Origin of the sequence: Arthrobacter sp. Leaf69, assembly GCF_001422645.1 — a bacterium.
Classification (GTDB): domain Bacteria; phylum Actinomycetota; class Actinomycetes; order Actinomycetales; family Micrococcaceae; genus Arthrobacter.
The window spans coordinates 690,452-703,882 of record NZ_LMLR01000001.1; the positions used below are offsets into that span (position 1 = coordinate 690,452).

The following is a 13,431-nucleotide window of genomic DNA, read 5'->3' on the forward strand; positions in this document are numbered from 1 at the left end:
CCGTGGCCGCACCTCAGACAGCGCAGCCGGAGCAGGTTACCGCCACCGCACTGGGCCCCTGGCCCGGCGAGGACCCGGTTGAGGCCGCGCGCATCATCCGTGGTGAGCTTGGCAGCCCGCACCTGCCCTTCCTTGCGGAACTGCCGGACCGGGGCGTCGGTTCCGATGCGCTGGGCCGGACCGCTTCCCTGCTGGTGGACCTCTCCGTGGACGTGCAGCCCTACGGCTGGCGGATCGTGGACCGGCCCGGCAAGGACTTCAGGCGGGCACGCTCGGCACTGTCCACCGACATCAACATCCTCGCAGACGTGATCGGCGCCGAGGACACCCCGGCGCTGGACATCAAAGTCCAGCTCCGGGGCCCGCTCAGTCTCGCCGCGGGCCTGCATCTGCACAACGGCGAGCGTGCCCTGATCGACCACGGTGCCCGGCGCGACCTCGCGGCCTCCCTGGCGGCGGGTGCCGGCGGCTACCTCAGCCGCGTCGCTGCCGCGGCCCCCGGGGCCCGCATCGTGGTCCAGATCGACGAGCCGGAGATCGCCTCGGTGCTGGCCGGCACCATTCCCACGTCCAGCGGCTACCGGACCCTGCGCTCCGTGCCGGGCAGGGAAGCCACCGATGCGTGGCAGCTGGTCATCGATGCCCTGCGGGCGGCCGGCGCCGTCGAGGTGGTGGTCGCCGTCCCGGAAGTCGAGGCGCCCTTCGACCGGATCCTGGCGGCCGGGGCGGACGGGATCGCCGTGCCCCTGCGCGCGCTGACCTCGCGCCAGTGGGAAACCCTCGCCGGCGCGGTGGAGGCGGGCAAACGGCTGTGGGCCGGTGCTGTCGATGTCTCCGACGTCACTGCTGCGCCGCCCCGCGTCGCCGACGTCGTGGAGACCGTCTGGCGGCCCTGGCGCCAACTGGGCCTGCCGGCCTCGACCCTCAGTGCCCTGCGGGTCACGCCCTCGGGCGGGCTGGCCGGCCATTCGCCGTCGTCCGCGACGGCTGTGCTGACGCGGCTGACCCAGGTCGCCGACGGCCTCAACCAGCTCGCGCTTGGCTAGGGCAGGGGCGGCACCGCCTTAGCTGCGCCCTTCCCAGCGGTCCGGCCTGGCGCGGTCCGGAAGGTACCCCGGGGCCGACAGGCCGCCGGGGTACGGTTCCAGCCGATAGTCGAAGTGCCCGGCATAGACCAGGACCAGCCCCAGCTGCGGCTGGATCACCTTCACCTGGATCCTGTGCTTTCCTGCCGCGCCCTCGTCCGGCGACCACCACTGTTCGGCGTAGGCCTTGGCGTCCAGGGCGGCCGGCAGGGGAATCCGCAGCGGTCCCAGGAAGAGACGCGAGGCCTCTGACACTCCCCGGAGCCTGCCCCCGGCGGTGACGCTGAGGTTGAGGTCCGTGACAAGCCGCCGGTAACGCCCGACGTAGTCCACCAGGCCGTGGCGGGTGCTGGATTCATCGAAGCTGGTGGTGTCGTGGAACAACCGGGTAATGTCCGGGAAAAAGATCTCGCGCCGGGCGGTGAGGCTGGAGCGGCCGAACGGGTCCACGTGGGCGTGGTTCTCGATCCGGAACCGGACGCCCTCGCCGTACTCCGGGAAAAAGGACTCCTCGCCGCTGGCCAGGCGCAGCAGCGGGCGGAGCCACTTCTGCCGGCAGCCAACCACCTCGAACACTCCTTCGCCGACGCCGTAGCGGCCGGAACCCGGAGCCAGCGCGAAGTACTCCTGCAGCTGCGGCTGCAACCGGGCAAAGTCAGCGCCGAGCGCACGCTCGTAGATTGGGGTGCTCACAGAATCCTCCTGGGTTGCTGGCCGGTTGGCGGGCTCCTGCCAGCATGCGGTACTGGCGGCAGTTTGTCACAGCGCCCCCGCGGGCGGCACCGGGAGTGCTCCGGACACGGTCGGCGCCATGCCCGGGCACCGGTGAATACGACAAAGCCATTTCAATAGGGGAATATATACATATGAAGGCACGCATTCTGGTAGTGGACGATGACGAGGCGCTGGCCGAGATGATCGGTATTGTGTTGCGCAATGACGGGTTCGAGCCCGTCTTCTGCGCTGACGGCGCGCAGGCGATGGACGTGTTCCGCTCCGCCAAGCCGGATCTCGTGCTGCTGGATCTGATGCTCCCGGGCATGGACGGCATTGAAGTCTGCCGACAGATCCGTGCCGACTCCGATGTGCCGATCGTGATGCTCACCGCCAAGGCAGACACCTCCGATGTGGTCCGCGGCCTCGAGTCCGGGGCCGATGACTACGTGCCGAAGCCGTTTAAACCGGCCGAGCTCGTCGCCCGGGTCCGGGCCCGGCTCCGGCCCGGCGACCAGAAGGCGCCGGAGACGCTGCGTATCGCCGATGTCACCATCGACGTTGCCGGACACCTCGTCAGCCGGGGCACCGAGCGCATTTCGCTGACACCGCTGGAATTCGACCTGCTGGTGGCTCTGGCCCGTAAACCCTGGCAGGTCTTCACCCGGGAACTCCTCCTGGAGCAGGTCTGGGGCTACCGGCACGCTGCCGACACGCGGCTGGTCAACGTCCACGTCCAGCGGCTGAGGTCGAAGATCGAACGCGACCCGGAAGCCCCCGAAGTTGTATTGACGGTCCGTGGTGTCGGCTATAAAGCAGGGTCCTGAACCGTCGGACGGCCCCCTTGGAAGAGGTCCGGGGCCGGTGAGGGCCCCCGTGGACGGGGCCGCTGCCGAGAACGCCGCCCGCACTTCGGTTGATCTCCGCGAGCCGGGCAAGGCGGCGCCCGCTGCCGTCGAACCCGACGCCGTCGAACCCGACGCCGTCGCGCCCGACGCCGTCGAACCCGGCACGGTCGCGCCCGACGCCGTCGAACCCGGCACGGTCGAACCCGGCACGGTCGCGCCCGACGCCGTGGAACCCGCCGCCGTCGAACCCGGCACGGTCGAACCCGGCACGGCGGCACCCGGCCCCCGCCGGAACGGTCCGGCCGCCCGCTGGCATGCCACCCGCTTCCGCACCCGGCTCTGGGTGAAGCGCGCCCGGATTGTAGGCGTGCGAGTGGCGAGGCTGGTCCGGATCGGAGCCGCCGGCCTGCTCCCGGGCCTGCGCTACCTGCTCCGCTCATTGCACCGCAAATGGCGGCGGTCATTGCAGTTCCGAACGGTGCTGACCACGCTTCTGCTGGCGATCACGTCCTTCGCCGTGGTCGGCGCGTACCTGTCGAACCAGATCGCCCACAACCTCTTCCAGGAACGGCTCGTCCAGGCCGAGTCGGAGACGCGCTACAACGTCAAGCAGGTCCAGGACACCTTTGACGGCGCCCAGGTCACCGATCAGTCCAGCGTCATCACGCTCGTTTACGACACACTGAACGCGGTCGAAGGCCGCGGCTCCGTCATCCAGCGACGCTACGTCTTTGAGGCGATGCCGGAGCAGACCAAACCCCGCAACCGCTGGGTCGAGTCGCGGGCCTCGGACCAGCTCACCATCAGCGTTATCCCGCCGGAACTGCGCAAGTCCGTGCAGGATTCCGGCAAGGAGCAGTTCTGGGCCTCCACGGAGTTCCCCGTGGGCACCGAAGACCGGCCCGGGATAGCCGTTGGCAACAAGGTCACCTTCAACGGCACGGTCTATGAGCTGTACTTAATTTACGACCTGAATACGGCACAAAAGACGCTCGACGAGATCCAGAACGTGCTGCTGGCCGGCGGCGCCGTACTGGCGCTGCTGATTGGTGCCGTGGCCTGGTATGTGACCCGGAACGTCGTCAGCCCGGTCAGCCATGCGGCAGTTGTGTCCGAGAAACTCGCGGCGGGGCAACTGCAGGAACGCATGGTGGTCAAGGGCGAGGACGAGGTGGCCCGGCTCGGGGCCTCCTTCAATCACATGGCCGCCAGCCTGCAGGAACAGATCACCCAGCTGGCCACCCTGTCCCAAATGCAGCAGCGGTTCGTCTCGGACGTCTCCCATGAGCTGCGGACCCCGCTCACCACCGTGCGGATGGCTGCAGAAGTGCTCTACGACGCACGCGAGGATTTCGATCCCATCAACAAGCGTTCCGCGGAACTGCTCTACAACCAGGTGGAGCGTTTCCAGTCCCTCCTGGCCGATCTGCTGGAGATCTCCCGCTTCGACGCCGGCGTGGCAACGCTCGACGCCGAACCGGGCGATATCGGGCAGCTCGTGTCGCATGTGATGGAGGGCGTTGCCCCGGTGGCTGCCGAGTACGGTTCAGTGGTGAGCCTCAACGCGCCGCCGGACAGCATCATCGTGGACATGGATGACCGCCGGATCGACCGGATCCTGCGCAACCTCATCCTGAACGCCCTGGAGCACGGTGAAGGCCGCCCGGTGAACATCTCCGTGGCCGCCAATGACAACGCCGTTGCGGTGGCCGTCCGGGACCATGGCATCGGCATGACCCCCGCGGAAGCGGCACGGGTATTCGACCGGTTCTGGCGCGCCGATCCGGCGCGTGCGCGCACCACCGGAGGCAGCGGCCTCGGACTGTCCATCGCCGCCGAGGACACAAAACTCCATAATGGCTGGCTCCAGGCGTGGGGCAGCAAGGGCAGCGGTGCCAACTTCCGCCTCACCCTCCCGTTGCGCCAGGGTGAGTCCATCACGAAATCCCCCCTCCAGCTGGAGCCGGTCGACGTCGGACTTCACAGCGGGGGGAGCGCGCGGACCATGCTGCTGCTGGACCACTCGCCGGCCCCCCGCGCCGACAGCGCGTTCCAGGGCCCCGGCGACGGGTCCGGCCCCGGCGCGACGGACCCCGGCACGGCGGGAACCGGAACGAAGGAGGGCTCATGAGCGGTCCCACAGGGAAGGCCAGGCGCGCCGCGGCAGCGCTGCTGGCGGTGCTGCTGTTCCTGCTGACCTCGTGCGCGCAGATCCCGCGTTCGGGCCCGGTGGGGAAAAGCACGGACGAGAGCGCGGGGAACCCCAAAAACGCTCCTGTGTTCTTTCCGACCGCGCCGCGTGCGGGGGCCAGCCCGGAAGCGGTAATCGAGGACTTCTATCTCGCCGGCAGCGGCTACGAGGACGACTACGCGGTGGCACGCCAGTACCTGACGCAGGCGTCGTCGGTCACCTGGAAACCGGACCAGCGGGTGCTCGTCTTCCGCTCCGCGCGCGTGGTGCCGACCGGCGTCGAAAACGTCTTCAACTACGAACTGGACGTGTCCTACTCCGTCGACGCGGATGGGGTTGCCACCCAGCTGCCGGAAGGAACCAAGGAGAACATTCCCGCGACGCTGACCCAAGTGGACGGGGAGTGGCGGATTGCGGAGCTCCCGGACGGAACGGCGATCCCGGAAGAAACCTTCAAGGTCATCTACGGCGCGTACCCGATCTATTTTTACGACCCCACCTTCACCTACGCGGTGCCCGATGTCCGGTGGTTCATCAAGAAGAAAACTGTCAAGGCCATGACCAGCGCGCTGCTCGGCGGTCCGGCCCCTTATCTCAAGGGCGCCGTCGTGAGCGCCTTCCCCTCCGGCATCAAGCTGGCCCGCGAGTCGGTCCCTGTGGTTTCCGGGGCCGCCCAGGTTGACCTCACGGCCAAGGACCTCGTGGAGGCCTCCAACGAGGACAGGCTGCGGATGCAGACCCAGCTTGCCCTCACCTTCCGCAGCCAGCCCGATGTCATCAACGTCGAGCTCCGGGCCAACCAGGACCTCGTGCGCGTGGAGGACAACGGTTCGGTGCTCCCGCCGGTCCGGGACAAGAACGTGCCGGACCGCCAGATCGCGGTGAACAACAACGGCCTTGTCCGGTATGAGAACAACAGGATCTCGCCGCTTCCGGACATCCGGTCCGTCGTGGCACTGGCGCCCCGGTCACCGGCGGAGTCCCCGGTCTCACAATCAGCGGCCTTCCTCAACGCCGGCGGCGGCACGCTGTACTCCATCGTGCCCGGCCAGCCCGCCAGGGCGCTGACCAGCCGCGCCACCCTCACGCGGCCCTCCTTCGACCGGTACGACTGGGTCTGGACAGCCGGGCCGGGAGCCAAGGGCGAGACGGAGCTGATCGCCTTCCGGCCCGTCGGCGTGGCCATAGGAGCGGGCGTGCCCAACGTGACCGTGTCGCCGGCGTGGCTTGCCGGGCGGTCAGTCAAGGAGTTCAAAGTCTCACGCGAGGGCACCCGCGCCCTCATCATCACGGAACAGGGCGGCAAGAGCCGGGTCCAGGTTGCGGGCATTGTCCGGGCTGCAGACGGCACGCCCAAAGACCTGACCGAGCCGATGACACTTCTGGCGACGAGCAACCCGGATCAGGGCGTGTGGGTGGACGACACCACAGTGGCCGTGATGAAGGGCTCCTCCAACGCAACAGTGACTCCCGAGCTGCTGTTCCTCACCTCGTCCCAGCCCCAGCAGCTGGCACCCTGGCCCGGCCTGACAGCCCTCAGCGCGGGCAACGGCGCGGACGAAATCTACGCCCAGTCAACGGAAGGCATCTTCCAGCGGCTCGGCAACGGCTGGTCCCCGCAAATCAAGGGACCGATCGATCCGTCCTATCCGGGATAGCGGAATGTCGAGGCCCGGTCGGGACTGACGGGTTGCGGTGTCCGGGCGGAGCCTGTCCGGGCGTGGCCTGTCCGGACGGGGCCTGCGGTTCTCCACATGGCGTTCCCGGGCTTCCCGCCGCGGGCCGCGCCGGGAGAACCTTGTCATGTGGTGATTTCCAGACAACTGCGCGACGTTGTGCACGGCGGGACCGATGCCGGTCCTGGTCCTGGTTCCGGTCCGGCCCAGGCGGATTCAACGGCCGGGCGGGACACCGGACGGCCCCTGCCACGGCGGGCTGCGGACCCTGATCTGACTCCGGCGGCCACGGCTGCAGCAAGACACCGTGGTGCCTACCGGCAGCCGCTGGCACGCGTGGCCGACCTGGCCGCCGCAGCCGCGGCCGAAGTTTTGGCGCTCGCCGCGCCGGTGGACTGCGTGTGCTGCGGGGCTGAGGACCTCGCGCTCTGCGGCGGGTGCGAACGGCAGCTCCGGCTGCTGATGCGCACACCGTTCCGGGCAGAAGCGCAGGCCCCCGCCCTGGTGGCCGTGGACGGCTCGGTACTCCTGCCGGTCGTGGCTGCCGGCGCCTACCGCGCGGAGCTGGCGCAGGCGTTGCTCTCCTTCAAAAAACACGGCCAGAGGCAGCTCGCCGGAGTGTTGTCGAAGGGCCTGGCGGAGGCCATCCGGGCCGCCGCGGGGGAGTCTCCGGGACTGCTGATCGTTCCGGTTCCAACCAGCGGCAGCGCCTACCGGAGGAGGGGGTTCAGTCCAGTCCATGTGCTGCTCGGCAGGGCCGGGCTGCACCGGGTGCCGGGAGCGGGCCGGCCATCAGGTCTGTCCACTGCCCACGCTCTCCGGACGACCCGCCTGGGGTCCGCCTCCGCACGGGCCGGGCAGGCGGCTGTACCGGTGACTGCAGTGCCGCAGCTGACGGTGCCCGTGCTTACAGCCGGTGCCCGCTGCCGTCTGCCCGGACCGCTCGGAGGTGCCGGGGGACAGAAGGCACTGGGCCGCGGGGAGCGTGCGCAGCGGGTGCGAGGATCCATGCGGGTCCGCCGCGGAGTCCTGGCGCCAGTGGTGCACGGACAGCCCTGCATCATCGTTGACGATGTCCTCACCACCGGCGCCACGCTGGCCGAGGCGGCCCGGGCGCTGCGTGCGGCCGGGGCGCTGGTGAGGGGCGCCGTCGTCCTTGCTGCGACACGCCCGCCGGTCGCGCTGGACTTCGGCCCGGCTGACCCCGAGATGGCAGGGAACGGGCCCGTCAAGGAAAAAAATAAACCAAAAAAGGATGAATAAGAGGTGTCTATGAACTAACGTCGAAGATGGGTACCAAGAACAGATGTACCTGTCGATAGCGGCTCGGAAAGGGGCTCGACTGTCAGTCAGACCAGCCCCAGGAAGTGCCGCCGTCGTGTCACCGAAGTCATTTGGAGGGCACCATGGAGTTCATGATCAGCGGACGCAATTTGACGGTCTCAGACCGGTTCCGCGAGTACGCCGACGAGAAGGTCTCGAAGATCGCGTCGCTGGGGGACAAAGTCCAGAGGGTGGACGCGAAGGTTTCCAAGGAGACCAAGGCCCGGCAGACCGACGAGATGCTCACGGTTGAGCTGACTGTCCTGGGCCGTGGCCCCGTGATTCGTGCCGAAGCCAGCGCCGCAGACAAATTCGCCGCGTTCGATCTTGCTTACAACAAGCTTCTTGAGCGCCTGCGCCGGGCGAAGGACCGCAAGAAGGTCCACCACGGCAGGCACACCCCCAAGTCCGTCACCGAGGCGACGGCAACACTTGAGCCCGCGAGCACCAGCGAGCCCATATACGAAGAGGCGAACCACTGGCTGGAGCCCAAAGAGGCTCCCGCCGAAAAATCGCCCTACGAGGTCGAGAACGATATCCCGGCCGGAGACTCACCCGTGCTCATCCGCCGGAAGGTCTTCCCCGCGTCGTCCCTCACGCTCGACGACGCCGTCGACAACATGGAACTCGTGGGCCACGACTTCTACCTCTTCGTAGACAAGGAGACCAAGGCGCCGTCTGTCGTGTACCGCCGCGACGGGTGGACCTATGGAGTGATCTCCCTGGACCAGACCTGTGAGCCCGGGGAGTCTGCCCTGGAAGAGAAGATCCTCGCCTACCGCTCCGAGGATGTGCCGGCCACCGCCTAAGCTGGTGCTGACCATTCAACGAAAGGACTGACGTGCAGGAAGTGCTGAGCCTCCCGCAGGCCCGGCGGATCGCACTGGCAGCCCAGGGACTAGACAAAGTACGGCCCGCCGGACCCGTCACCGCACGGGCGGTGGGCCGTACCTTTGCCCGCCTGCAGCTGGTGCAGATCGACTCCGTCAATGTGTTGTCACGGAGCCACTACCTGCCGTTCTTTTCCCGCCTCGGGAACTACGACCGCTCCATCCTCCAGCGAATGGCCGGCACCCACCCGCGCCGCATGATGGAGTACTGGGCCCACGAGGCCAGTTTCATCCGCCCGGACCACTTCCAGGACCTGGTCCTGTGGCAGAGCCGGAAATGGGTGGGGGCACACGCCATGGACCCCGAGCTGCGCAGCGGTGTCGCCGCCAGGGTGCTCGAGGCGCTTGCCGCCGGCCGCCCGATGACCGCCGCCGAACTCACCGTCCGCCTGGGCCATGTGGAGGACATGCAGCAGGACAACTGGGGGTGGAACTGGAACGTCGTCAAGCGGGTCCTGGAACACCTCTTCGAGGCGGGCCTCATCTCGGCCTCGTCCCGCACGGAATCCTTCGAACGGCGCTACACCCTCACCGCAAGGGTCCTGCCCGAACGGCCGGACGATGATTCCGGCGCTGCAGCCAATGCGGACACCGGGCAGGACCAGGCGGCCGCACTGGTTCGCCTCATTGATGCCGCTGCCCGCGCCCACGGAATCGGTACGCTGCGGTGCTTTGCGGACTACTTCCGGACGCCCATGCGCGCGTCGGCCGTTGCCGTGGAACACCTCGTCAACGCCGGCCGGCTGCGACCCGTCACCGTTCGGGGCTGGAACAAACCCGTCTACCGGCACGCTGAGGCCAAACTCCCGCGCGCGGCCACGGGCCGGGCACTGCTGAGCCCTTTCGACTCGCTGGTCTTCGAGCGGCGGCGTCTTGAGGACTTGTTCGGCTTCCACTACCGCATAGAGATCTACACCCCGGAGCCGAAGCGCCGTTTCGGCTACTACGTGCTGCCGTTCCTGCTGCGCGACGGGATTGTGGCCCGCGTCGACCTCAAGGCCGACCGGGCCAACGGCCTCCTGCTGGCCAGGGCAGCCCACGCGGAGCCCGGCGCTCCGGACGACACCGCCGTCGAACTCGCCGCGGAACTGCAGCTCATGGCAGAGTGGCTGCAACTGGACGGGGTTATTGTGTCCCCGAAAGGGGACCTGGCGCCGGCGCTCGCGGACGCTGTGTCCAAGGCAGGAGGCGGTGTATCCGCTCTGAGGGAACAGGCGTAACCGGCCCTGCGTCTCTCCCGTAGACTAAACACGCCAGAATTCGGCAGCTTGAGACTGGGAGCAACTTCACGTGGCATCACTTATCGAAAAACTTCTCCGCACGGGTGACAAAAAAACCCTGAGGCAACTGCGGAACTATGCCGATTCCATCAATGCCCTTGAAAGCTCCTTCCAGACCTTCACCGACGCTGAACTGCGCGAGGAGACCGACCGTCTCCGCGCACGCCACGTTGACGGCGAGACGCTGGACGACCTCCTGCCCGAGGCGTTCGCCGCCGTCCGCGAAGCCTCCTCCCGCACCCTGGGCATGCGCCACTTCGACGTCCAGCTGATGGGCGGGGCCGCCCTGCACCTGGGCAACATCGCCGAAATGAAGACCGGTGAAGGTAAAACGCTCGTAGCCACCGCCCCGGCCTACCTCAACGCCCTCGCCGGCAACGGTGTGCATGTCATCACCGTCAACGACTACCTGGCGGAATACCAGTCGGACCTCATGGGCCGCGTGTACCGGTTCCTGGGACTGACCAGCGGCTGCATCCTCTCCAACCAGGACCCCGCCCTGCGCCGCGAGCAGTACGCCGCCGACATCACCTACGGCACCAACAACGAATTCGGCTTCGATTACCTGCGCGACAACATGGCATGGGACAAGTCGGAACTCGTCCAGCGCGGCCACAACTTCGCCATCGTCGATGAAGTCGACTCCATCCTCATCGACGAGGCGCGAACCCCGCTCATCATCTCCGGCCCCGCCCAGGGCGACACCAACCGCTGGTACAGCGAATTCGCCAAGGTGGTCACCCGGCTCAAGCCCGAGGAAGACTACGAAGTCGACGAAAAGAAACGCACCGTCGGCGTGCTCGAGGCAGGCATTGAAAAGGTTGAGGACTACCTGGGGATCCACAATCTCTACGAGTCCGCCAACACCCCGTTGATCGGGTTCCTTAACAACGCCATCAAGGCCAAGGAACTCTTCAAGCGGGACAAGGACTACGTCATCCTCGACGGCGAGGTGCTCATCGTCGACGAGCACACCGGCCGCATCCTTGCCGGCCGGCGCTACAACGAGGGCATGCACCAGGCGATCGAGGCCAAGGAAGGCGTTGAGATCAAGGCCGAGAACCAGACGCTGGCCACGGTCACGCTGCAGAACTACTTCCGCATGTACGACAAGCTGGCCGGCATGACGGGTACCGCCGAGACCGAAGCCGCCGAGTTCATGAGCACCTACAAGCTCGGCGTCGTAGCCATCCCCACCAACCGCGACATGCAGCGGATCGACCAGCCGGACCTGGTGTACAAGAACGAGGCCGTCAAGTTCGACGCGGTGGTCAAGGATATTGCCGAGCGGCACGCGGAGGGCCAGCCGATTCTGGTGGGCACCACCAGCGTCGAGAAGAGCGAATACCTCTCCCGGCTGCTCGCCAAGGAGGGCGTCCGGCACGAGGTCCTCAACGCGAAGAACCACGCCCGTGAAGCCGCCATCGTGGCGCAGGCCGGGCGCAAGGGCGCCGTGACCGTGGCGACCAACATGGCCGGCCGCGGTACCGACATCATGCTCGGCGGCAACGCCGAGTTCACCGCCGTCGCGGAACTGGCCAAGCGCGGACTGGACCCGGAAGAGAACTCCGAAGAATACGAGGCCGCGTGGCCCGAGGCCTTCGAAGCCGCGAAGCAGTCCGTCAAGGACGAGCATGAGGAAGTCCTGGGCCTCGGCGGCCTGTACGTGCTGGGCACCGAACGGCACGAATCACGCCGGATCGACAACCAGCTTCGCGGCCGTTCCGGCCGCCAGGGCGACCCCGGCGAGTCCCGGTTCTACCTGTCCCTGACCGACGACCTGATGCGCCTGTTCAACTCCGGCGCGGCAGAACGGCTGATGAACAGCTCCGTGCCGGACGATGTGGCGCTTGAATCCAAGCTCGTCTCGCGCGCCATCGCCTCGGCCCAGGGCCAGGTGGAGGGCCGCAACGCCGAACAGCGCAAGAACGTCCTCAAGTACGACGACGTCCTGAACCGCCAGCGCGAAGCCATCTACGGCGACCGCCGCCGCATCCTCGAAGGCGACGACCTCCACGAGAAGGTCCAGTACTTCCTGGAAGACACGATCACTGCGTTTATCGACGAGGCCACGGCCGAGGGCACCGGAGACGACTGGGACTTCAACCTGCTCTGGTCCAACCTCAAGACCCTCTACCCCGTGAGCGTCACGCCGCGGGACCTCATCGACGAGGCCGGTGGAAAGTCGCGGATCACCGTGGACTTCCTCAAGGAAGAGATCCTCTCCGATGCGCGCCTGGTCTACAAGGAGCGCGAAGATGCCATTGGGCAGGAGAGCATGCGCGAGCTCGAGCGGCGCGTGGTCCTTTCGGTCATTGGCCGCAAGTGGCAGGAACACCTCTATGAGATGGACTACCTGAAGGAAGGTATCGGCCTGCGCGCGATGGCGCAGCGCGATCCGCTGGTGGAGTACCAGCGCGAGGGCTTCATCATGTTCCAGGCCATGATGGAGGCAATCCGGGAGGAAAGCGTCGGCTTCCTGTTCAACCTTGAGGTTGAAGTGACCCCCGCCGAGGACGTTGTGGTGGCAGACGAATCGGGCCAGCACACCGAACATCACGAACCGCAGATCCGGGCGGCGGGACTGGAAGCACCCGAAAAGCCGGCCCAGCTGCAGTACACGGCCCCCGGCGAGGACGGTTCCGCCCAGACCCGTGTCGAGGCGAAGGCCTCCGGACGCTCCGGCAACCCCGCCAAGGCCGCGGCGCAGGACGCCCCCCGCCGCGCGAACAAGAAGAAGCGGCGCTAGACGGTCGCCTGCGGGCTGTTTCGCTGACGCGAGGCCAGACAGGCACCGCGGTGAGAGTCACCATGAAAGAGGACCGGAACATGTTCCGGTCCTCTTTCATTGCTGCTGTCTCCTCCTTCCGTCAGTTCGGTCAGTCAGCCCCCAGCGTGCTTCCGGTGACGCGTGCGTTTGCGGTCACCCGATTTCCAGCACAGTGACCCGCCAGGCAAGCCTGCTGCGCTCCAGCCTCAAAGCGACCGCCCGGACCCGCAAGTCCTCAGCCACGACGGCGCTGGCTTCATAGACATCCGCGGATACCTGGCAGGCCCGGACCGAGCGGACGGAAGGATTGCGGTGCAGCCGTCCTGCGGTGGGCGACGCCCCGCACGGGACCCTGCGGGTCAGTGCTGCCCGGTGCTGCAGGGCCGCGAGACAGCGCTCGTCAAGCCTGCGGGCAAGCTGCTGCGCCGGCCGGGTGCCCGCCAGCACCTCGATGGCGGCCTGAACCGTGCTGCGAGAAATGGCACAGATCTCCCGTTCTTCGACGGCCGCGTGCAGAAGTGGCGGCGCAACGGGCCGAGTGTCCGGGCGGTCCGCCGGAGCTTCGCTGCCAGGGACCAGGCGCACGGGGGATGACGCGGAGGGTAGGGGTTCCGCGGCGGCGCGGGGGCGGGGCATGGCGCTCATGGGGCTTCC

General features: G+C 67.5%; 10 protein-coding genes. 8 read left to right on the plus strand and 2 right to left on the minus strand.

The window, feature by feature from the left end; translation table 11 throughout:
• Positions 1 to 2 precede the first annotated feature (2 nt).
• Positions 3 to 1,046 carry a hypothetical protein gene (locus ASE96_RS03205; RefSeq protein ID WP_056425825.1) on the plus strand — a complete coding sequence of 348 codons (1,044 nt, stop codon included), beginning with the start codon at positions 3 to 5 and terminating at the stop codon, positions 1,044 to 1,046.
• Positions 1,047 to 1,064: 18 nt separating this feature from the next.
• Here ASE96_RS03205 and ASE96_RS03210 read toward each other — a convergent pair whose 3' ends face one another.
• The gene (locus tag ASE96_RS03210) at positions 1,065 to 1,778 is read right to left on the minus strand and encodes a DUF4166 domain-containing protein (RefSeq protein ID WP_056425828.1); all 714 of its coding nucleotides are present in this window, start codon (positions 1,776 to 1,778) and stop codon (positions 1,065 to 1,067) included.
• A gap of 173 nt (positions 1,779 to 1,951) precedes the next feature.
• On the opposite strand from ASE96_RS03210, the gene mtrA reads away from it, so the two are divergent.
• The 7 genes from mtrA to secA all read left to right on the plus strand — a co-directional run bounded on the left by mtrA (position 1,952) and on the right by secA (position 12,756).
• The gene (gene mtrA, locus ASE96_RS03215) at positions 1,952 to 2,626 is read left to right on the plus strand and encodes an MtrAB system response regulator MtrA (RefSeq protein ID WP_056425831.1); all 675 of its coding nucleotides are present in this window, start codon (positions 1,952 to 1,954) and stop codon (positions 2,624 to 2,626) included.
• A gap of 364 nt (positions 2,627 to 2,990) precedes the next feature.
• The gene (gene mtrB / locus ASE96_RS03220) at positions 2,991 to 4,778 is read left to right on the plus strand and encodes an MtrAB system histidine kinase MtrB (RefSeq protein ID WP_235500117.1); all 1,788 of its coding nucleotides are present in this window, start codon (positions 2,991 to 2,993) and stop codon (positions 4,776 to 4,778) included.
• Complete coding sequence (locus ASE96_RS03225) at positions 4,775 to 6,496, plus strand: LpqB family beta-propeller domain-containing protein (RefSeq protein WP_056425834.1); 1,722 nt, start codon at positions 4,775 to 4,777, stop codon at positions 6,494 to 6,496. Before mtrB ends, ASE96_RS03225 begins: the two co-directional genes overlap by 4 nt.
• Positions 6,497 to 6,643: 147 nt before the next feature.
• Positions 6,644 to 7,777, plus strand: coding sequence for a ComF family protein (locus ASE96_RS19690; protein WP_268753735.1), 1,134 nt, complete (start codon positions 6,644 to 6,646; stop codon positions 7,775 to 7,777).
• A 143-nt stretch (positions 7,778 to 7,920) separates the two neighbouring features.
• Positions 7,921 to 8,646 carry a ribosome hibernation-promoting factor, HPF/YfiA family gene (gene hpf / locus ASE96_RS03235; protein ID WP_056426644.1) on the plus strand — a complete coding sequence of 242 codons (726 nt, stop codon included), beginning with the start codon at positions 7,921 to 7,923 and terminating at the stop codon, positions 8,644 to 8,646.
• A 32-nt stretch (positions 8,647 to 8,678) separates the two neighbouring features.
• On the plus strand, positions 8,679 to 9,947 hold the full coding sequence (locus ASE96_RS03240; RefSeq protein ID WP_056425838.1) for a winged helix-turn-helix domain-containing protein: 1,269 nt from the start codon (positions 8,679 to 8,681) through the stop codon (positions 9,945 to 9,947).
• Between the two features lie 70 nt (positions 9,948 to 10,017).
• Positions 10,018 to 12,756, plus strand: a complete 2,739-nt coding sequence (gene secA, locus ASE96_RS03245) for a preprotein translocase subunit SecA (protein WP_056425842.1) — start codon at positions 10,018 to 10,020, stop codon at positions 12,754 to 12,756.
• A 174-nt stretch (positions 12,757 to 12,930) separates the two neighbouring features.
• On the opposite strand, the gene ASE96_RS03250 is transcribed toward secA, so the two are convergent.
• A complete protein-coding gene (locus ASE96_RS03250; RefSeq protein WP_056425845.1) occupies positions 12,931 to 13,422 on the minus strand; it encodes an Rv3235 family protein in 492 nt (163 codons plus the stop codon).
• Positions 13,423 to 13,431: the final 9 nt, after the last annotated feature.

Coding starts and splice junctions, on each gene's coding strand:
- mtrA (WP_056425831.1), top strand. CDS start 1,952: ATGAAGGCACGCATTCTGGTAGTGGACGATGACGAGGCGCTGGCCGAG.
- ASE96_RS03225 (WP_056425834.1), top strand. CDS start 4,775: ATGAGCGGTCCCACAGGGAAGGCCAGGCGCGCCGCGGCAGCGCTGCTG.
- hpf (WP_056426644.1), top strand. CDS start 7,921: ATGGAGTTCATGATCAGCGGACGCAATTTGACGGTCTCAGACCGGTTC.
- ASE96_RS03250 (WP_056425845.1), bottom strand. CDS start 13,422: ATGAGCGCCATGCCCCGCCCCCGCGCCGCCGCGGAACCCCTACCCTCC.